We start from the raw sequence: 19142 nt of genomic DNA, 5'->3' as shown, positions 1-19142 counted from the left end.
TTGAACGAAGGGTACGCGTCCGGGATGACTGCGTGAACCCTACCGCAACACCCGCGCCGCCAACCCCGAGCAATCCGCATCGCTCGCCGTCGGCCCCTGCTTCCCCGAAATCGCGCGGCCGATCGCCTTGAAGATATTCCCGACCGACTTCACCTCGGGCGGGATCGTCACGTTGGGCCGCTCGATCGTCCCGGTCATGTACGCCGACCCCGGCAACCGCAGCAGCGCATGCTGTTTCGGCGTGCCCGTCAGCCGGATGTTCAGCGTCTCCCCCGGAAACACCACGCTCCCCTGGCCGCGCAACTGGCTGGCCGTCGTATCGACGATCATCGGATCGACCCGCCCATGCCCCCGCGTCACATCGAGCTTCAGCACCACGCACCGCAACCCCGCCCGCTCGCCATCCTTCGCCAGCAACGCCCGCGCCGCATCGAACCCCAGCGCGGCCGCAATCCCCTGCGGCAACTGGCCATCGCGCGCGACAAACCCGATCGTCCCGTTCGACCGCCCGACCGCCGCGCGGATCGTCTCGCCCGGCCCCGTCAGCCGCACCCGCGCGCTCACGTTCCCGCTGAAATCGCCGCCGCCACCCGCCAACGCCTGCACGCTGCTGCCGCGCAACCTGAGGTCGATATCGACCGTCGGCACCTTCCGGTCGCCGCGCTGGTCGACCGTCACCTTGCCGGTGACGTTGCCATGCGACAGCCGCGCGACCAGCTCGCTCAACGTCAGCAGTTGGTGATCGATCGCCAGCACGCCCTTGGCGGACAGGATCGGCGACGCGCCGTTGCCGCTCACGATATGGCCGATCCGAAACCCCATCCGCGCGTCGGTCCGGTCGATCTTGCCGATATCGATCCGCGTATTCGGCACCAGCCGCGGCCCGATCGCGCGTTCCAGCGCCGCGCCCTCGGCCTTGCCCTCGTCCGACGCCAGATCGCCGAAATCGAACTGCCGCGAGACGATGTCGCCATCGACCTTGCTGCGCCCCGCCTGCTTGTCGACCGTCACATGCCCCGCGAAATCGGAGCGTCCGACCACGCCCTTCAACTGCGTCACCGTCCATTTCGGCTGGTCGTGCCGGACGTGCGCGCTGAACGAAACCGGCTGCGTGCGGAACAGCCCCGCCTCGATCACCGCGTCGATCAACTTGAGATCGGCCGCGCGCGCCGTAACGTCGAGGCTCATCGCGTCGGTATCGAGCGGCCGGTCCATCTGCCCCTTGGCGGCAATCGAAAGAGCATCGCCATCGATCGACGCGGTGAACGGCCAGGGCTTGCCCTGGAACTTCTCCACCGAAGGCCCCGCGACCGCGATCCGCACCGCCGCCCCGCGGATCGTGCCCGACCCGTTCGCGCGGATGCCGTGCACCGGATCCGACACGAACCGCGCGGTGACGAAGCGGTCCTGCTTGTCGTCGCGATATTCGATCACGCTGTCGCTGATCGTCAGCCCGTCGAGATCGGTCGAACTGCCGCCGCCCTTGGGCTTGCCAGGCCGCTCCCAGTTGGTCCGTCCGTCCTTGTCGCGCACCAGCACCAGATGCAGTCCGCGCGCCTTCACGTCGCGCGGCCCGAACGCGCCCTTCAGCAAGCTCATGCCAGAGAACGTCGCCTCCGCCTCGCGCAGGTCGACGAAATCGCCTTTGCCCGCCCAATCGGCCTGCGGGATGCGCACGTTCGTGATCCGGATCGTGGGGTTAAAGCCGAACGCGTCGACCCGCTCGATCCCGCCGATCATCACCGGCCGCCCGAACCGCGCGGTCAGCTGCCGCTCGATCACGCCTTTCAGCGATCCCCACGGAAACGCGGCAAGCCCCACCAGCCCCAGCACGAGCACGCTCGCGACGACGATGCCGGTGACTATAACCCAGCGTTTCTCGAAGAATCCCCTCATCATAGCCGCGACGCGCCGCCGGGGAAATCGTTCCGCCTGCGTCAGGACCGCTGCCGCAGATTTCGCGCATCAACGCCGTCATTCCCGCGGAGGCGGGAACCCATACTGGCTGGCGGTGCGATCTGATCGCCGACGGTAGAGTATCTGGATCCCCGCCTGCGCGGGGATGACGGAGGGGGGGCGTCGAGCAGCGAGGGTCGCGCCCCTCAGAAATCGATCGCCATGCCCTTCAGCTCCCAATCGCCATAGCGCGTAGGATCGCGCGGCTCGGGGTCCTTGTCGGGCACGATCGCCTCGGGCTTCGGCACCGGCGTGTTCTTCGCCAGATATTCGGGTGGCTTCAGATGATCGGGGCGCTGGCCCATCGCGGCTCTCCGGATTTGCGTGTTGGCGTCGTAACCGCCACATGGGCCCTGTCGCGCCGCTTTGCCACAAGCCGCGCAGCAAACCGAACGCGAAGGACCTTCATATGCCCGACTATACCCACGCCCCCGAGCCGCTCGGCGTCCCCACCCGCCGCGCCGCGCTCCGCCTGCTCGACGCCGTACTGCGTCGCGGCGAGTCGCTCGAATCCGCACTTCCCGCGGCAACCCGCGCGATCCACGGCCCCGATCGCGGTCTCGCGCATGCGATCGCCGCCGAGACGCTGCGCCGTCTCCCCGATCTCGACGCGATGATCGATTCGGTGACCAAGACCAACCTGCCCGACGATGCGAAGGCGCGCATGGCGCTGCGGATCGCCCTCGTCCAGGTGCTGATCCTCGGCACGCCCTCGCACGCCGCGATCTCGACCGTGTTGCCCTTGGTGGACGGTGGCCCGCGGAAACTGGTCCACGGCGTGTTCGGCACGCTGTTCCGCGCCAACATGCTGCTCCCCGAAGTGCCGACGCTGCCGGCCCCCGTCGAACTGCGCTGGGAAGCCGCCTGGGGCGAGGAGATGGTCGACGCCGCCGGCCGCGCGATCGCGCAGGTGCCGCCGCTCGACCTGACGATCGCCGATCCGTCCGAGACCGAAGGCTGGCGCGAGAAACTCGGCGGCGAGAGTTTCATGCCTGGGCACCTGCGTCTCGGCGATCATGATTCGGTCCCCGACATGGCAGGTTTCGGCGACGGCGCATGGTGGGTCCAGGACATCGCCGCCTCGCTCCCCGCGCGCCTGCTCGGGAAAGGGGAGGGCCATGTCCTCGATCTCTGCGCGGCGCCCGGCGGCAAGACGCTGCAACTCGCGAGCGCCGGTTGGACCGTCACCTCGGTCGACAATTCGCAGAGCCGCATCAAGCGCCTCCGCGAAAACCTCTACCGCACGCATCTGAAGGCCGAGGTCGTCAACGCCGACATCCTCGAATGGGCGCCGACCGAGCCTGCCGACGCGATCCTGATCGACGCGCCGTGTAGCGCGACGGGCATCTTCCGCCGCCACCCCGACGTCCTCCACCGCGTCCGCCCCTCGATCATCGCCGAAACCGCGGCGTTGCAGGCGCGGATTTTCGCGCGTGCAGCTGACTGGGTGAAACCCGGCGGCACGTTAGTGTACGCCACCTGCTCGCTCGAACCGTCGGAGGGTGAAGCGCAACTCGACGCGTTCCTCGCGGCCCGCAGCGACTATTCGATCGCCCCGGTCGACCAGTCCGAACTCCCCGCAGGCATCACGCCAACAGAAACCGGCACCATCCGCACGCTCCCCAGCATGCTGGCCGACCAAGGCGGCTGCGACGGCTTCTTCATCACTCGATTGAAGCGCACCTAAATTCTTCCCCCCTCCCTGAAAGGGAGGGGCCGGGGGTGGGTAGGCCGGCTCGGGTCGCAACCGCAGGAACATGCGGAACCCGACCCACCCCCAACCCCTCCCTTCCAGGGAGGGGCGAAAACCAAGGCCTTCGCACCGCACGAATCCCGCGCTAGGACAATCTCATGCAACCCGTCCGCATCGCCCCCTCGATCCTCTCCGCCGACTTCTCGAAACTCGGCGAGGAAGTTCGCGCCATTGACGCGGCCGGCGCCGACTGGATCCACATCGACGTGATGGACGGGCATTTCGTCCCCAACATCTCGTTCGGCCCCGCGGTCATGAAATCGGTCCGCGGCGTCACCACCAAGCCGTTCGACGTCCACCTGATGATCTCGCCCGTCGACGCCTATCTCGACGCGTTCGCGGAGGCCGGCGCCGATTGCATCACCGTGCATTACGAGGCCGGCCCGCACATCCACCGCTCGCTCCAGCACATCAAGGGCCTCGGCAAGCGCGCCGGAATCGTAATCTGCCCCGGCACGCCAGCGAAGATGCTCGACTACCTCATGGACATGGTCGATCTCGTCCTCGTGATGAGCGTCAACCCGGGCTTCGGCGGCCAGAGCTTCATCCCGAGCCAGCTCAAGAAGATCTCCGCGATCCGCACGATGATCGAAAAGAGCGGCCGCACGATCGATCTCGAAGTGGACGGCGGCGTCGACGCGGAATGGGCCAAGCGCTGCATCGAAGCCGGCGCCGACGCGCTGGTCGCTGGCACCTCGGTGTTCCGCGGTGGGCCGTCGCACTACGCCGCCAACATCGCCGCGTTGCGGGGGTGAACGAACCGCGTGATCCCGTGACCGATCCCGCCCCCGACGGGATCGACGAAGGCCGCCGCCTGATCCGGCTCGGCGGCGACAAGGGGCTGTCGCTCGCCGATCGCCTGGCCGAGCGTTTTCATCGGCTGACATGGCGCACCCCGCTCCACACGCTGCGCCTCAAGGGCCGGTATCCGCTGAAGCTGATCGCGGTCCCCGACGATCCCATCCTCGGCGACATCCCGCGCGGTACGATGCTGCTGGAAGGCGTCCTCTCGTTCCGCGGCGAAGCGCGCGACATCGAGACGCTCGATCTTTCGAAACCGCTGCCCAAGCCGTTCGCCGAGTACCTCCACAGTTTCGCGTGGCTGCGCGATCTCTCGACCGTCGCGACCCGCGCGCGGGGCGCCCCGATCGCCGAATATCTCATGGGACTCTGGCTGACCGCGTACGCCGACACGCAAGGCGGGATCGCGTGGCGCCCGGACATGTGGGGCCGCCGCATTCTCGCCTGGACCGCGCACGCGCCGCTGATCCTGTCGTCCTCCGACCAGATCTACCGTTCGAAGGTGCTCAACGCGCTCGCAAAGGGCGCGCTCCACCTCGATCGCAATGCCGACAAGGCGCCAGCGGGGGCGCCGCGCATCGCCGCGTGGTGCGGAGTCGTCGCGGCCGGACTGCTCATTCCCGGCGGCGAGCCGCGCCAGGCATTTGGTGAGGCAGGCTTGCTCCGCGCACTTGGCACGGGCCTGTTCGACGACGGCGGCTCGGTCTCGCGCAGCCCCGCGATGCTGCTCGACTCGATCCAGCTGCTCACCCTGCTCCAGGAAAGCTACGCCGCGCGCAGCGCCGAACTCCCCGAGACCGTCGCGGTTACGCTCACCCGGATGGTCGCGGCGTTGCTCGGCGTCGCGCACGCCGACCGCGGCCTGTCGAGCTGGCAGGGCGGCGGTCCGGCCAGCGAAACGCAGGTCGCCGCGGTGATCGAGGCCAGCGGCGTCCGCACCCGCCCGCTCCGCCAGGCGCGCGACTGGGGTTATCAACGTCTCGCCGCCGGCACTGCAGTGCTGATCGTCGACGCCGCCCCGCCCCCGATCGCCCGCCTCGTCGAAGGCGGCTGCGCCTCGACGCTCGCGTTCGAATTCTCCGACGGCCCGGCGCGGGTCGTCGTCAATTGCGGCGGCGCCCGCGCAGGCATTGCGCAACTCCCGCCCGCGATGGTCGAGGGCCTGCGCTCCACCGCCGCCCACTCCACGCTGACGATCGCCGACAGCAACTCGACCGCGATCCTCACCGACGGCACGCTCGGCCGCGGCGTCGGCGAAGTCGAGCTCAGCCGCCAGGAATCGGACGCCGCCAGCCGGATCGAGGCGAGCCACGACGGCTATGTCCGCCGCTGGGGATTCCTACACCGCCGCCAGCTGATGCTCACCGGCGACGGCCGCGAACTCCGCGGCGAGGACGCGCTGTTGCCGCAAGGCCGCAAACGCCGCGCCGGGTTGTCGTTGTTCGCGATCCGCTTCCATTTGGGCGCGGGCGTGCAGGTCTCCCCCACGGCGGACGGCCTCGGCGCGATCCTCCGCCTCCCCGGCGGTCCCCTCTGGCAATTCCGCTGCCGCGGCGGCGCGCTGGTGGTCGAGGACAGCGTCTGGATCGACGCCGACGGTCGCCCGGTCGCGACGCAGCAGCTGATGATCACCGGCGAAGCGGCGGCCGGCGGCGCGAGTGTGAGCTGGGCACTGAAGAAGGCCTGACCTAACGTCTGCCGGCGTGCACTTCGAAGACCCACGCTCGCCCAACCCACCTCCGTCATCCTGACGAAAGTCAGGACCCAGGATACCAAGCGACTGCCCTTGTGGCTCTGGATCCTGACTTTCGTCAGGATGACGGGAAATGGTGGACCGGGAGTCACCCGCACGCCCCCTGTTCCCCAGCGTCAACCGACGCTAAAGCACCGCCGCACGGCGACCCCCGACGAAAGACCCTCATGACCAGCATCCCGATCAAGCGCGCGCTCCTGTCCGTCTCCGACAAGACCGGGATCGTCGATCTCGGCAAGGCGCTGGCCAGCCACGGCGTAGAACTCGTCTCCACCGGCGGCACCGCCACCGCCCTCCGCGCCGCCGGCCTGAACGTCCGCGATGTGTCGGAACTCACCGGCTTCCCCGAAATGATGGACGGCCGCGTCAAGACGCTCCACCCGATGGTCCACGGCGGCCTGCTCGCCGTGCGCGACGACGCCGGCCACGCCGCCTCGATGGCCGAGCACCAAATCGGCGCGATCGACCTCGTGATCGTCAACCTGTACCCGTTCGAAGCCACCGTCGCGAAGGGCGCCGACCGCGACACCGTGATCGAGAACATCGACATCGGCGGCCCCAGCATGGTGCGTTCGGCGGCCAAGAACCACGCCTATGTCGCGATCGTCACCGATCCCGCCGACTATGCGCTGGTCTCGGGCGGCACCACGACACTCGAAGACCGCAAGCGCCTCGCCGCAAAGGCCTTCGCCACCACTGCCGCCTACGACTCGGCGATCGCGACGTGGTTCGGCACGGTAGACCAGGCCGAGGAGTTCCCCGCCACGCTGCCGATCACGCTCAAGCGCGGCGACAGCTTGCGTTACGGCGAGAACCCGCACCAGTCCGCCGCCTTCTACACCGCAACCGGCAACGTCAGCGGCATCGGCCAGGCTCGCCAGCTCCAGGGCAAGGCGCTCAGCTACAACAACCTCAACGACGCCGACGCCGCGCTCGAACTGATCGCCGAATTCCGCGATGCCGAGCCCTCCGTCGTGATCGTCAAGCATGCCAACCCCTGCGGCGTCGCCACCGGCGCCACGCTCGCCGACGCCTATGCCGCAGCATTCGCCTGCGACACGGTGTCGGCGTTCGGTGGCATCATCGCCGTGAACCGCACGCTCGACGCCGAGACCGCGCGCGCAATTACCGGCATCTTCACCGAAGTCGTCGTCGCGCCGGATGCCGACGAGGACGCGATCGCGCTGTTCGCCGCCAAGAAGAACCTCCGCTTGCTGCTCACCGGCGAACTGCCCGACCCCGCCCGTGCGGGTTTGACGGTAAAGTCGATCGCCGGCGGCTGGCTCGTCCAGGGTCGCGACAACGGTACGCCGGGTGAGCTGAAGGTCGTCACCAAGCGCCAGCCGACCGAGCAGGAACTCCTCGACTGCCGCTTCGCCTGGACGGTCGCCAAGCACACCAAGTCCAACGCAATCGTCTACGCCAAGGACGGCAGCACCGCAGGGATCGGCGCCGGCCAGATGAACCGCCTGGAATCCGCGCGCATCGCTGCGTGGAAGGCGAAGGACGCCGCGGAGAAGGCCGGATGGTCGACCCCGCGCACGATCGGCTCGGCGGTCGCCTCCGACGCGTTCTTCCCCTTCGCCGACGGCCTGCTCGCGGCAGTCGAGGCCGGTGCGACCGCGGTGATCCAGCCCGGCGGCTCGATCCGCGACGCCGACGTGATTGCGGCTGCAGACGAAGCCGGCCTCGCTATGGTCTTCACCGGTATGCGCCACTTCCGCCACTGAGTTCGAAGACCGCAACGCTCTAGCTGTTCCCCCGCGAAGGCGGGGGTCCAGGACCCCAAACGCCATCGCTCGTAACCCTGGGCTCCCGCGTTCGCGGGAGAACAGCGACCACGGCAAGGCTGCCCATAAAACAGGCACCAGCACCGCACTGCACAAGTTTTAACCCCAAAACCCCCGCTGCTCGCCCCCGCAAGCACACCCACCCCTCCACACCCCAATTGGCACGCACATTGCGAGGCGCCCCCGGTAACAAGGGGAAGGGGCGCGATGAAACTCGTCATTGCCATCATCAAGCCGTTCAAGCTCGACGAGGTGCGCGAAGCGCTCACCACGATCGGCGTGGCGGGCATGACGGTCACCGAGGTCAAGGGGTTCGGCCGTCAGAAGGGCCAGACCGAGATCTATCGGGGGGCCGAGTACAGCACCAACATGGTGCCGAAGATCAAGATCGAGGTGGTCTGCGCCGCCAGCCTGTCCGACCGCGTGGTCGAGGCGATCCAGGCATCGGCCAACACCGGCGCGATCGGCGACGGCAAGATCTTCGTGCTCGACGTCGGCCAGGCGGTACGCATCCGCACCGGCGAGACCGACGATTCAGCGCTCTGAGGGGGGACGAGATGAAGCATGATTTGAAGAAGGTTGCCGTCGCGGCTCTAGGGTTCGGCGCGACGATGATCGCTGCCGCACCCGCCTGGGCACAAGAGGTTGCGGCACCCGTGGCCCCTGTCGTCGCGCCCGTGGTCGCGACCGTGAACAAGGGCGATACCGCCTGGATGATGACCTCGACGCTGCTGGTGTTGATGATGATCGTCCCCGGCCTTGCGCTGTTCTACGGCGGTCTCACCCGGTCGAAGAACATGCTGTCGACGATGACCCAGATCGGCGCGGTCGCGTGTCTCGCGATGCTGCTGTGGGTCATGTACGGCTACACGATGGCGTTCGGCGACGGCGGCGGCGAGTATATCTCGGGCTTCGGCAAGGCGCTGCTCCGCGGCATCACGCCAGACTCCACCGCGGCGACCTTCACCGCCGGCGTCGCGATCCCCGAATATGTCTTCATCTGTTTCCAGATGACGTTCGCCGCGATCACCGTCGCACTCGTGCTCGGCTCGGTGGTCGAACGGATGAAGTTTTCGGCGGTGATGGTGTTCGCCGCCGTGTGGCTGACGATCGTGTATTTCCCGGTCGCGCACATGGTGTGGGCATCGGGCGGCAAGTTCTTCAAGATGGGCGCGCTCGATTTCGCCGGCGGCACCGTCGTCCACATCAACGCCGGTGTCTCGGCGCTGGTCGCGGCGCTGATCCTCGGCAAGCGGATCGGCTATCCCACCGATCGCATGGCACCGCACTCGCTGACGATGACCGGCATCGGTACCGGGTTGCTCTGGGTCGGCTGGTTCGGCTTCAACGCCGGCTCGGCACTCGAAGCCAACGGCTCGGCCGGGCTCGCGATGCTCAACACCTTCGTCGCCACCGCCTCGGCGGGCCTTGCCTGGATGCTGATCGAGCGCGTCAACGGCCATAAGGGCTCGGCACTCGGCTTCTGCTCGGGCATCATCGCCGGCCTCGTCGCGGTCACCCCGGCGGCCGGCAACTCGGGCCCGTTCGGTGCGATCATCCTCGGCGCGGTCGCCTCGGTGGTCTGCTATTATGCGGTGACGGTCCTCAAGCCGAAGCTCGGCTATGACGATGCGCTCGACGCGTTCGGCATCCACGGCATCGGCGGCATGATCGGCGCGATCGGCACCGGCATCGTCTACTCGCCCGCGTTCGGCGGCCCCGGCAAGCCCGACTTCGACATGGGCCATCAGTTGTTCGTCCAGGTCGCGGCGGTCGCCACGACCATCGTCTGGGCGGCGATCGGCACCGTGATCGCGATCTACATCGCCAAGGCGCTGACCGGCTTGCGGGTCTCCGAGGAAGTCGAGCGCGAAGGCCTCGATCTCGGCGAACACGGCGAACGCGCCTACGACTAGTTCGGTAGCGGGCCACCCCAGCCCGCACCCACGACGTTCCTCCTGCGGACAACCTTGGCTCGGTGTGGCAACACACCGGGCCATTTTTTGGTGTCGATCGAAGTGGTACTTCGATCGAGTGTGAGGGGGGGGGGTAAGGACACCACTATGTTCTCCCGCGAAGGCGGGAGCCCAGGACCAAGCAAAGCAACGGCGGTTAAATCCCCCTCCCGCTTGCGGGAGGGGTTAGGGGAGGGGCCGACGTACGTACTGGCGTCCGGTCCATGAGGCTAACCCCTCCCCCGACCCCTCCCGCAAGCGGAAGGGGAGCAGAAGATCGCGGTCTCCCCGCATCGGTCGCCCCTCATGTCCTAAGCGCTGGTACCCCCCCGGCGAAGGCCGGGGCCCAATTGGCAAGGTCGATGTAACGAGGGAAAGTCCTTCGCTATCGCCGTCCCCTAATTGGGCCCCGGCCTTCGCCGGGGTGGTGCGGAGCCCCGATACGACCAGCGCAAACACCCCAACCGTTCGTGCTGAGTAGCGACCGAGTAGCTCCGTCAGGAGCGTATCGAGGGCGCGTATCGAAGCATGGGTTCCGTGTGCCACCCCCTCCTTCGACACGCCGCTTCGACAAGCTCAGCAGCTTCTCAGGACGAACGGGGAGGGGGAGCGGGGCGAGAGACGGGGGAGCGCATAAGCGGCGACCCCGGCAAAATCCCGCCTAAACCCGCACGCCCTTCGGCGCCAACCGCCGGATATCGAGCACATCGACCCGCGACAGCATCACCGCGCCGAGCATCTTGTCGCCGGTCTCGACCAAAATCCCCTCGTGCGTCGCGCGCACCGTCCGCCACGCGACCTCGCGCACCGCGAGCCGCTTGCCGACCCGTTTCACCGCCGCGACGCGCCCGTCGTCCGCCACCGCCAGCGCACCCTGGCCATCCGCGCCGACGACGGCGCCTGCCACCGCGAACCCGTGCAACTGCGCCTGTGCCGCGTCCGCCGCCTCTTCCGGCGTCTCGATCTTGACCACCCGCCGCGCCCGAACGATCGCCCAGGCAACGACGAGACCAACGATCACCAGCACCGCCACGCCCACGCCGCCGATCGCATAGGGCCCGACCAGATAGGGCCCGATCGCAACCGGGCTCATCGCGGCCCTGCGAGCGCGTCCAGCATCGGGCGGATTCCGCGCAGGTCGTACCCGGCGTCTTCGGCCTGCGCGAGCAGCAGGTTCGGATTCCGCCCCGCCTTCGCCGCCGCCAACGCCCACAGGTTGCAGCTCCGCGTCCCCGACCGGCAATAGGCCAGCACCGGCCCGTCCGAAGCCGTCAGCGCCTGCGTCATCGCGTCGATCTGCGGATGCGAGAACCCCGCATGCGTCACCGGGATCGAAACATACTTCAGCCCAGCCGCTTCCGCCGCCGCACGGATAGCATCACCCGAAGGCTGCCCCGCATCCTCGTCGTCCGGACGATTGTTGACGATCGTCTTGAAGCCCGCCGCGGCGATCTCCGCGACCTGCTCGACCGCGATCTGCGGCGCGACCGAAATACTTTCGTTGATGTGCCGTATCATGCGGACTCGCGGATCACCTGGAGGAAGGCATCCCCATAGGCGTCGAGCTTCCGCGCGCCAATGCCTGATAACAGGCTGAGCTCGGCCCGTGACGCCGGCCGCTGCCGCGCAATGTCACGCAGCACCGAATCGTGGAAGATCACATACGGCGGAACGCCCGCTTCCTTCGCCAGATCGCGCCGCCGCACGCGCAACGCCTCGAACAGCGGATCGTCCACGGGGTTTGGCGTAGCGCCAACCGCCCCTTTACGCCGCCGCTCGCGCTTCGGTGGCACGACGATCGACACCGCCGCCTCGCCCTTGAGGATCGCCTTCGCCGCCGGCCCGAACTCGAGCCCGCCATGCGGATTGGTGCGCAGCGCATCCTTCAGCATCAGCGCCCGCGACACAGGCTTCAGCAACGCGACCTCGTCGCCATCGACGATCCCGTACACCGACAGCGCCTCGTGCCCGTTCATCAGGCTGCGCTCAGACGACACCCCCGTAAGGATGCCCTCGATATACCCGACGCCGAACATCTGCCCGGTCCGAAACACCGCCGACAGGAATTTTCGCGCGGTCTCGGTCGCATCCACCGCATCGACGTTACCGAGGCAATTGTCGCAATTCCCGCAATCCTCCAGCCGCTCCTCGCCGAAATGCTTGAGCAGGATCCGCCGCCGGCACCCGGCCGTCTCGACCAGCCCGCCCATCGCGGTCAGCCGCTGCCGCTCGCCCGCCTGCCGCTCGGGCTCCACTTCGCCGATCCGCTGCCGCGCCCGCGCGAAATCTTCCGCACCCCAGAACAGGTGTGCGATCGCCGGGTCGCCATCACGCCCCGCGCGCCCGGTTTCCTGATAATAGGCCTCGATCGATTTCGGCAGCCCGGCATGCGCCACGAACCGTACGTCGGGCTTGTCGATCCCCATCCCGAACGCGACCGTGGCGCAGATCACCATGTCCTCGCTCGCGACGAAATCCGCCTGGTTCTTCGCCCGCACCTGCGGATCGAGCCCCGCGTGATACGCCCGCGTCGGCCGCCCGCTCCGCCCCAGCGCCTCCGCCAGCTTCTCGGTCGCCGCGCGCGTCTGCGCGTACACAATGCCCGGCCCCGGGATTTTCTCGAGGATGTCGGCGATCTGTCGATTGACGTTGTCGCGCCCCGAAATCGCATAGCGGATGTTCGGCCGGTCGAACCCCGACACGATCAGGCCTTCTTGCGAAATCCCCAGCTGCTCGAGAATATCGGCGCGGGTATGTGCGTCGGCGGTCGCGGTCAGCGCCAGCCGTGGCACGTCCGGAAAACTGTCGAGCAAAGGCCGCAGCAACCGGTAATCTGGCCGGAAATCATGCCCCCACTCACTAACGCAATGCGCCTCGTCGATCGCAAAGAGGCTGAGCTTGGCCTGCGACAGGAGATTGCGGAAACTCTCGTTCGAAGCCCGCTCCGGCGCCACGTACAGCAAATCGAGATCGCCAGCCCGAAACCGCGCGATCGTCTCCTCGCGATTGGTATCGACCGACGTCAGCGTCGCCGCCTTGATCCCGACAGCAGTCGCCGCCCGCAACTGGTCATGCATCAACGCGATCAGCGGCGACACGACCACGCACGTCCCCTCCAGCATCGTCGCCGGCAACTGGTAACACAGCGACTTCCCCGCCCCGGTCGGCATCACCGCCAGAGTCCGCTGCCCCGCCAGCACCCGGTCGACCACATCGCGCTGCACGCCGCGGAAATCGGGAAAACCAAAGATGCGCTGGAGATCGGGAAGGGGGTCGAGTGCCATCGTCCCGGACCTAGGGTTCGTTCACCGTCGCCGCAATGCATGATCCGCGATCGGTCCGATCGCCCCGCGTTCGCGACTAGATCGAAATCCGAACGGATTGTTTCGGTACCGTGATGGACCACCAGAACTTCCCCGCGCATCCTCCCCATTCAATCCGTGGGGACGCGCATGGAACTGAGCATCAGGCTGGCCGAGCTGCAGAAGCGCACGATCGAACACCGCGAAGTGTTGCTGACCGAAGAAGCGGCGAAGACCGCGTTGGTGATGCCGTTCCTCCAGTCGCTCGGCTACGACGTCTTCAACCCGTCCGAAGTCGTCCCCGAATTCACCGCGGACGTCGGCACCAAGAAGGGCGAAAAGGTCGACTATGCGATCTGCGCGGGCGGGAAAGTGTCGATCCTGATCGAGTGCAAGCCCTCCTCGGTCCAGCTCAACGTCAATCATGCCGGCCAGCTGTTCCGCTATTTCAGCGTCACCGACGCGCGCCTCGCGGTGCTCACCAACGGCGTCGTCTACCAGTTCTATTCGGACATCGAGCGCCCGAACAAGATGGACGACAAGCCGTTCTTCACCTTCACGATGGACGCGATCAAGCCCGGCGACATCCGCACGCTCGAGAAATTCACCAAGGCCGCGTTCGACATCGACAAGATCGTCCAGGAGGCCGGCAACCTCAAGACGCAGTCGCTGATCCGCCTCGAACTCGAAAAGGAGTTCGCCGAGCCCTCCGACGAGTTCGTCCGGATGATGGCGCAGCGCGTCCACGGCGGGCGCCTGACGCCCGCAATCAAGGACGGCTTCGCCAAGCTGCTCGCGCCGGCGATCGCCGCGCTGATCCGCGATTTCGTCAACGAGCGGCTGTCATCGGCGCTGAAGGCGTCGAGCCCGGTCGAGGACCTGCCGCCGGGTGCGTCCGACGACCCCTCCGACGGCGACGGCATCGTCACCACGCAGGAGGAGATCTCCGGCTTCCACATCATCCAGGCGATCGCCTCACGGCTGGTCGACCCGAAACGCGTGATCGTCCGCGATGCGAAGTCGTATTGCGCGATCCTGCTCGACGACAACAACCGGAAGACGGTCGCTCGGATGCACTTTAACGGCATCACGACCAAGTATCTCGGGATGTTCGCCGGCAAGGACGAGACGCGGCATCTGCTGTCGGATTTGACGCATATCTACCAATATTCGAGCGCGATCGAGGCCCGGTTGCGCGAACTGGATCCGTCCATTCCGGCGTAGCGAGCGCCCCTAGTCCCCGCTCTCCTTCCGTTCCCCCGCGAAAGCGGGGGCCCAGGACCAAGCAGTGCCACCGCCCGTGATTCCTGGCCCCCCGCGTTCGCGAGGGAACAGGAAGGGGCAGCGTGCGATACGCTGCTCGCCTTTAATGCTCCCCCCGGCATCCAAACCACCACCCCGGCGGAGGCCGGGGCCCAATTGGAAAGGTGGCAATGTCAGCAACGTTCCCCAATTGGGCCCCGGCCTCCGCCGGGGGGGGGGGGCGGGGGTGAGCCTACTCTTCCGTCATGCCGGGCTCGTTCCGGCATCCACCCGTCCCAAAACTCGAAGCGTGACAGTGCGCGGAACGGTGGACCCCGGAACAGGTCCGGGGTGACGGAGCTTTTGTGGCGGCCGTCCGCGGGTGATCCAAGCGCATCAAACGCACTCTACTCCGCCGCCAACGCCCCATCATCATCCCCAGCCCGCTCCTGCGCCTGCCGGTTCCACATCTCCGCATACACGCCGCCCTGCCGTAGCAGGTCCGCATGCGTGCCCTTCTCGACGATCCGCCCCGCCTCCAGCACGACGATCTGGTCCGCATGCACCACCGTGGACAGCCGATGCGCGATCACGATCGTCGTGCGCCCGCGCTCGATCGCCTCCAGCGTATCCAGAATCTCAGCCTCGGTCCGGCTATCCAGCGCTGAAGTCGCTTCGTCCAGAATCAGGATCGGCGGGTTCTTGAGCAGCGTCCGCGCGATCGCCACGCGCTGTTTCTCACCGCCCGACAGCTTCAACCCACGCTCGCCCACCCGCGTCTCATACCCAAGCGGCTGCCGCTCGATGAACCCCGCGATCGCCGCACCCTTCGCGGCAACCTCGACCTCGGGCATCTCGGCACCCTCACGGCCATAGGCGATATTGTACCCGATCGTGTCGTTGAACAGCACCGTATCCTGCGGCACGATCCCGATCGCGGCGCGCAAAGACGCCTGCCGCACCTGCGCGATATCCTGCCCATCGACGGTAATCCGCCCGCCCGTCAGGTCGTAAAACCGGTACAGCAACCGCGCGAGCGTCGACTTGCCCGCACCCGACGGCCCAACCACGGCCAGTGTCGATCCGGCAGGCACGTCCAGCTCCAGGTCGCGCAGGATCGGCCGCCCGGCGTCGTAGCCGAACGACACGCCCTCGAACCGCACATGCCCCGCGCTCACCGCTAGCGCAGGCGCACCCGGCGCATCGACCACGGTCGCCGGCGTATCGATCAGGTCGAACATCGCCGCCATGTCGAGCGCACCCTGCCGGATCGTGCGATACACCATCCCCAACAGGTCGAGCGGCCGGAACAGCTGCGCCAGCAGCGTCGACACGAATACAACGTCGCCCGCCGACGCCTCGCCGCGGCTCCACCGCCACACGACGAACCCCATGCCGCCCGCCAGCATCACGTTGGTGATCAGCGCCTGGCCGAGATTCAGCCACGCGAGCGAATTCTCGCTCTTCACCGCCGCCTCGGAATAGGCCGTGATCGCGCTGTCGTAGCGGCGCGCCTCGCGCTCCTCCGCGCCGAAATACTTTACCGTCTCGAAGTTCAGCAGCGAATCCACCGCATGCGCGACCGCCCCGGTATCCAGGTCGTTCATCCGCGCGCGCAGGGCGTTGCGCCAGTCGGTCACCATCCGCGTGAAGAGGATATAGCCGACCACCATCACCACCGTCGCGACGACCAGCGGCCAGCCGAACTTGGTCCAGAACAGCCCGAGCACCAGCACCAGTTCGAACACCGTCGGCGCGATGTTGAACAGCAGGAAGTACAGCATCGTGTCGATGCTCTTGGTACCGCGCTCGACCACCTTGGTGACCGCACCCGTCCGCCTGGACAGGTGAAAATCGAGGCTCAGCGCATGCAGGTGGCGAAACACCTGCGCCGCCAGCCGCCGCGACGCGTCCTGCCCGACGCGCTCGAACACCGCGTTGCGCAGATTGTCGAACAGCGTCGTCCCGAATCGCGACGCCGCGTACCCGACCACCAGCAGCACGACGAGCGTTAGCGCCCCGCGATCGTTCCCCGCCATCGCGTCGACCGCGTATTTCAGCGTGAACGCCGCGCCGAACACCTGGATCAGCTTCGACGCGATCACCAGCAGCATCGCGACGACGATCCGTACCTTCAGCTTGGGCTGTCCCGCCGGCCACAGGAACGGCAGGAAGCGGCAGAGCGTCGGCAGCAAGGGCTGGTCCGCGCGGGTGGAGGTGTAGCTGTCAGGGGGCATGGATCGATGCGATGTAGGTGCAGTCAAGCCCCGGCGAAAGCAGTTGGGGGAACAATCCTGCCGCTTCGTCGCTTTTATCGGTACGTCCTGCCGCAACGGCACGCACGCAACCGGAGAGTGAAATGGAACCGCTGTTCTACGTCATGGCGATCATGGGTTGCGGCGATGGCAACGTGAATTGCACCGAGGCGCGCGTGATCCCGGCGCGCTACGAGACGATGGCGCAGTGCCGCGCGGCGCTCCCCGGACAGCTGGCGCAGAACACCGACGTTCCGTATCCGATGATCGGCGCGAATTGCCGTGCGCAAGGCCAGCTCTTGGCGAAAACCGGCAAGGCCAAGCCGCAGGGCTGAACCGAATTTTCGTCATGCCGGGCTTGTTCCGGCATCCACCCATCCCCGAGTTCCCTGCTTTAGACTGCGCGGAACGGTGGATCGCGGAACAGGTCCGGGATGACGTGGTGGCTTGGGCAGGTGCGCGCTAAACCTTAGGCCGAGTCCACAACCGGGCGTCCCGCACAGTCCGCGGATACAGTTTCTCCCGCCGAGCCGCCTCCCGCGCCGCCGTCACGATAAACCCCAGCTTCTGCATCCCCGACGTCGTCACCCGGTGATCCCAGGCATGCTCCCCCCGAGCCGCCACAGTCCGCCCGATCGCCCCATAAATGCCAGCCGCCGACAACACCGCCCAAGCCGAGCGGAACGACAGCGCCGGCGTCCCCTCCCGCGCACTCGCCTCGAATGCTGCCGCCCGATCCGCCATCCGCCGCGTCAACACAGCTAACCGCGAGCGAAACGGCGGCTTCATGTGCTGCCCGGGCGGAAAGTCCATCTCGACCAGCCAGTCCTCGGGCAGATAGCACCGCCCGACCCGGTCATCCTCCTCGACGTCGCGCGCGATATTGGCGAGCTGGAACGCCATCCCCAGGTCGCACGCGCGATCGAGCGTATCCTCGTCGTCGGGATCGACGCCCATCGCGATCGCCATCATGCACCCGACGACGCCCGCGACATGGTAGCAATATTTGTAGAGGTCGTTCTCCGACCGCGGCCGCCACTCGCGCGCATCGAGCGCGAACCCCTCGACCAGATCACGCGCGAACCGCTTCGGCAGCCGCGTCTCAGCGGCGAAGATCCGCAACGCATCGAACGCCGGCTCGCCGACATAGTCGCCCGCGAGAGCCTGCTCGGTCATCGCCGACAGCGCCACGAGCCTGGCCGGGGCGTCCTCCACTACGGTCATCCCGTGCCCATGATCCTGCCCATCGGCGATATCGTCGCACCGCCGGCACCACGCATACAACAGCCACGCCCGCTCGCGCGTCGGCTTGTCGAACAACAGGCTGGCGGCGGCAAAACTCTTCGACCCGCGCGAGATCGACTCATGCGCGGTAGCGACGATCGCCTCGCGCGAGGGGAGGGGGTGACTCACAGCAACACCCCGCACGCCACCACCGTTATATGCGCCACCCCGGCGGAGGCCGGGGCCCAGTTGGGGGACGTAAGTTGGCTAGCGCCGAGCGTCGTTACTGCAACCTTCCCAACTGGGCCCCGGCCTTCGCCGGGGTGGCGGCAGGTGCTGGAGTGAGCCGTCAACCTCACAAATCCGACGCGTTCATCCGCACGATCGGCTGCGTCGGCACGTGGCGCTCCATCCGGTCGAGCAACACCTCCAGCGTATCCGCCACAATCAGCAGGTCCCTGTGCTGCGGCCGCAGGAAACCAACCTCGCCCATCTTCTCCCAGAACGCGATCAGGTGATCGTAATACCCAGCGGTGTTCAGCAGTCCGACCGGATCCGCATGATAGCCAAGCTGCGCCCAGCTCAGCGCCTCCCACAGCTCGTCCATCGTCCCGGTCCCACCCGGAATCGTCACGAACCCGTCGGAAAGATCGGTAAACATCTGCTTGCGCTGATGCATGCCGCTGACGACGTGCAGCTCGGTAAGCCCCCGATGCGCGACCTCGGCATCGACCAAGGCCTGCGGGATAACCCCGATAACCTCGCCGCCACCCTCGAGCGCGCCATCCGCGATCGCCCCCATCAGCCCGGTCCGCCCACCGCCATAAACCAGGCCAATCCCCCGCGCGGCAAACGCGAGCCCCAGCGCGCGAGCGCCCTCGATATAAGTCGGATCAGCCGGCGTCGCCGACCCGCAATACACAGCAAGTCTCTTCATCCCGCACCGCTAGGGGAAGCGCGCGGGGTGCCGCAAGGAAAGAATGGGTTCACGCGAAGGCGCAAAGGCGCGAAGATGTCTTTCCCGTCGCAAAGCGACTTACACATCCCAAGCCGCAAAAACGGCTCATGCAGCATGGCGCTACGCCCTTCACGAAAATCTTAGCGCCTTCGC

At 67.2% G+C, this 19142-nt stretch carries 16 protein-coding genes; 8 read left to right on the top strand and 8 right to left on the bottom strand.

Translation table 11 applies throughout. From position 1 onward, the window contains the following. Nucleotides 1–39: 39 nt before the first annotated feature. Both ASF09_RS09955 and ASF09_RS19790 read right to left on the bottom strand, forming a co-directional pair. Nucleotides 40–1899 (bottom strand): AsmA family protein, encoded by a 1860-nt coding sequence (locus ASF09_RS09955; protein WP_235529778.1) that lies wholly within the window; start codon nt 1897–1899, stop codon nt 40–42. A 203-nt stretch (nt 1900–2102) separates the two neighbouring features. After that, nucleotides 2103–2261, bottom strand: coding sequence for a DUF1674 domain-containing protein (locus ASF09_RS19790; RefSeq protein ID WP_082441494.1), 159 nt, complete (start codon nt 2259–2261; stop codon nt 2103–2105). Between the two features lie 104 nt (nt 2262–2365). On the opposite strand from ASF09_RS19790, the gene ASF09_RS09950 reads away from it, so the two are divergent. The 6 genes from ASF09_RS09950 to ASF09_RS09925 all read left to right on the top strand — a co-directional run bounded on the left by ASF09_RS09950 (nt 2366) and on the right by ASF09_RS09925 (nt 9969). Continuing rightward, nucleotides 2366–3643, top strand: a complete 1278-nt coding sequence (locus tag ASF09_RS09950) for an RsmB/NOP family class I SAM-dependent RNA methyltransferase (protein WP_060526311.1) — start codon at nt 2366–2368, stop codon at nt 3641–3643. 164 nt (nt 3644–3807) lie between these two features. Continuing rightward, a complete protein-coding gene (rpe, locus tag ASF09_RS09945; protein ID WP_060526069.1) occupies nt 3808–4464 on the top strand; it encodes a ribulose-phosphate 3-epimerase in 657 nt (218 codons plus the stop codon). A 17-nt stretch (nt 4465–4481) separates the two neighbouring features. Beyond that, a complete protein-coding gene (locus ASF09_RS09940; RefSeq protein WP_235529777.1) occupies nt 4482–6197 on the top strand; it encodes a heparinase II/III family protein in 1716 nt (571 codons plus the stop codon). A gap of 233 nt (nt 6198–6430) precedes the next feature. Then, on the top strand, nt 6431–7993 hold the full coding sequence (gene purH, locus ASF09_RS09935; protein WP_060526067.1) for a bifunctional phosphoribosylaminoimidazolecarboxamide formyltransferase/IMP cyclohydrolase: 1563 nt from the start codon (nt 6431–6433) through the stop codon (nt 7991–7993). Between the two features lie 267 nt (nt 7994–8260). Then, nucleotides 8261–8599 carry a P-II family nitrogen regulator gene (locus ASF09_RS09930; protein ID WP_056053652.1) on the top strand — a complete coding sequence of 113 codons (339 nt, stop codon included), beginning with the start codon at nt 8261–8263 and terminating at the stop codon, nt 8597–8599. A gap of 11 nt (nt 8600–8610) precedes the next feature. Further along, a complete protein-coding gene (locus ASF09_RS09925; RefSeq protein ID WP_060526066.1) occupies nt 8611–9969 on the top strand; it encodes an ammonium transporter in 1359 nt (452 codons plus the stop codon). A gap of 700 nt (nt 9970–10669) precedes the next feature. On the opposite strand, the gene ASF09_RS09920 is transcribed toward ASF09_RS09925, so the two are convergent. From ASF09_RS09920 to recQ, 3 genes are read right to left on the bottom strand one after another with little or no spacing between them, the layout of a single operon-like run. Continuing rightward, on the bottom strand, nt 10670–11101 hold the full coding sequence (locus ASF09_RS09920; RefSeq protein WP_060526065.1) for a hypothetical protein: 432 nt from the start codon (nt 11099–11101) through the stop codon (nt 10670–10672). After that, nucleotides 11098–11526 (bottom strand): TIGR01244 family sulfur transferase, encoded by a 429-nt coding sequence (locus tag ASF09_RS09915; RefSeq protein WP_060526064.1) that lies wholly within the window; start codon nt 11524–11526, stop codon nt 11098–11100. The genes ASF09_RS09920 and ASF09_RS09915 overlap by 4 nt, the downstream gene beginning before the upstream one ends. Then, nucleotides 11523–13292, bottom strand: coding sequence for a DNA helicase RecQ (gene recQ, locus ASF09_RS09910; RefSeq protein WP_060526063.1), 1770 nt, complete (start codon nt 13290–13292; stop codon nt 11523–11525). The genes ASF09_RS09915 and recQ overlap by 4 nt, the downstream gene beginning before the upstream one ends. Nucleotides 13293–13460: 168 nt before the next feature. Here recQ and ASF09_RS09905 point away from each other — a divergent pair, with 168 nt between their 5' ends. Next, nucleotides 13461–14534: a type I restriction endonuclease gene (locus tag ASF09_RS09905; protein WP_060526062.1), complete on the top strand. Its 1074-nt coding sequence runs from the start codon at nt 13461–13463 to the stop codon at nt 14532–14534. Nucleotides 14535–14959: 425 nt separating this feature from the next. On the opposite strand, the gene ASF09_RS09900 is transcribed toward ASF09_RS09905, so the two are convergent. Then, complete coding sequence (locus ASF09_RS09900; RefSeq protein WP_060526061.1) at nt 14960–16789, bottom strand: ABCB family ABC transporter ATP-binding protein/permease; 1830 nt, start codon at nt 16787–16789, stop codon at nt 14960–14962. A gap of 122 nt (nt 16790–16911) precedes the next feature. Between ASF09_RS09900 and ASF09_RS09895 the strand changes: the two genes are divergently transcribed. Continuing rightward, nucleotides 16912–17142: a hypothetical protein gene (locus ASF09_RS09895; RefSeq protein ID WP_060526060.1), complete on the top strand. Its 231-nt coding sequence runs from the start codon at nt 16912–16914 to the stop codon at nt 17140–17142. 127 nt (nt 17143–17269) lie between these two features. Here the strand turns inward: ASF09_RS09895 and ASF09_RS09890 are convergent, their stop codons facing one another. Beyond that, nucleotides 17270–18220 carry a phytoene/squalene synthase family protein gene (locus tag ASF09_RS09890; RefSeq protein ID WP_060526059.1) on the bottom strand — a complete coding sequence of 317 codons (951 nt, stop codon included), beginning with the start codon at nt 18218–18220 and terminating at the stop codon, nt 17270–17272. A gap of 166 nt (nt 18221–18386) precedes the next feature. Further along, nucleotides 18387–18968, bottom strand: a complete 582-nt coding sequence (locus tag ASF09_RS09885) for a TIGR00730 family Rossman fold protein (RefSeq protein ID WP_060526058.1) — start codon at nt 18966–18968, stop codon at nt 18387–18389. Between the last annotated feature and the right edge of the window lie 174 nt (nt 18969–19142).

This window comes from Sphingomonas sp. Leaf242 (genome assembly GCF_001422045.1).
Taxonomy (GTDB): Bacteria; Pseudomonadota; Alphaproteobacteria; order Sphingomonadales; family Sphingomonadaceae; genus Sphingomonas.
The sequence above is the reverse complement of the archived record's forward strand: the minus strand, read 5'-3'. Positions and strand labels throughout refer to the sequence as shown.

Excerpts from the sequence above, each read along its gene's own strand:
- ASF09_RS09955 (WP_235529778.1), bottom strand. The coding sequence starts at position 1,899 with ATGATGAGGGGATTCTTCGAGAAACGCTGGGTTATAGTCACCGGCATC.
- ASF09_RS19790 (WP_082441494.1), bottom strand. The coding sequence starts at position 2,261 with ATGGGCCAGCGCCCCGATCATCTGAAGCCACCCGAATATCTGGCGAAG.
- ASF09_RS09950 (WP_060526311.1), top strand. The coding sequence starts at position 2,366 with ATGCCCGACTATACCCACGCCCCCGAGCCGCTCGGCGTCCCCACCCGC.
- rpe (WP_060526069.1), top strand. The coding sequence starts at position 3,808 with ATGCAACCCGTCCGCATCGCCCCCTCGATCCTCTCCGCCGACTTCTCG.
- purH (WP_060526067.1), top strand. The coding sequence starts at position 6,431 with ATGACCAGCATCCCGATCAAGCGCGCGCTCCTGTCCGTCTCCGACAAG.
- ASF09_RS09930 (WP_056053652.1), top strand. The coding sequence starts at position 8,261 with ATGAAACTCGTCATTGCCATCATCAAGCCGTTCAAGCTCGACGAGGTG.
- ASF09_RS09925 (WP_060526066.1), top strand. The coding sequence starts at position 8,611 with ATGAAGCATGATTTGAAGAAGGTTGCCGTCGCGGCTCTAGGGTTCGGC.
- ASF09_RS09920 (WP_060526065.1), bottom strand. The coding sequence starts at position 11,101 with ATGAGCCCGGTTGCGATCGGGCCCTATCTGGTCGGGCCCTATGCGATC.
- ASF09_RS09915 (WP_060526064.1), bottom strand. The coding sequence starts at position 11,526 with ATGATACGGCACATCAACGAAAGTATTTCGGTCGCGCCGCAGATCGCG.
- recQ (WP_060526063.1), bottom strand. The coding sequence starts at position 13,292 with ATGGCACTCGACCCCCTTCCCGATCTCCAGCGCATCTTTGGTTTTCCC.
- ASF09_RS09905 (WP_060526062.1), top strand. The coding sequence starts at position 13,461 with ATGGAACTGAGCATCAGGCTGGCCGAGCTGCAGAAGCGCACGATCGAA.
- ASF09_RS09900 (WP_060526061.1), bottom strand. The coding sequence starts at position 16,789 with ATGCCCCCTGACAGCTACACCTCCACCCGCGCGGACCAGCCCTTGCTG.
- ASF09_RS09895 (WP_060526060.1), top strand. The coding sequence starts at position 16,912 with ATGGAACCGCTGTTCTACGTCATGGCGATCATGGGTTGCGGCGATGGC.
- ASF09_RS09885 (WP_060526058.1), bottom strand. The coding sequence starts at position 18,968 with ATGAAGAGACTTGCTGTGTATTGCGGGTCGGCGACGCCGGCTGATCCG.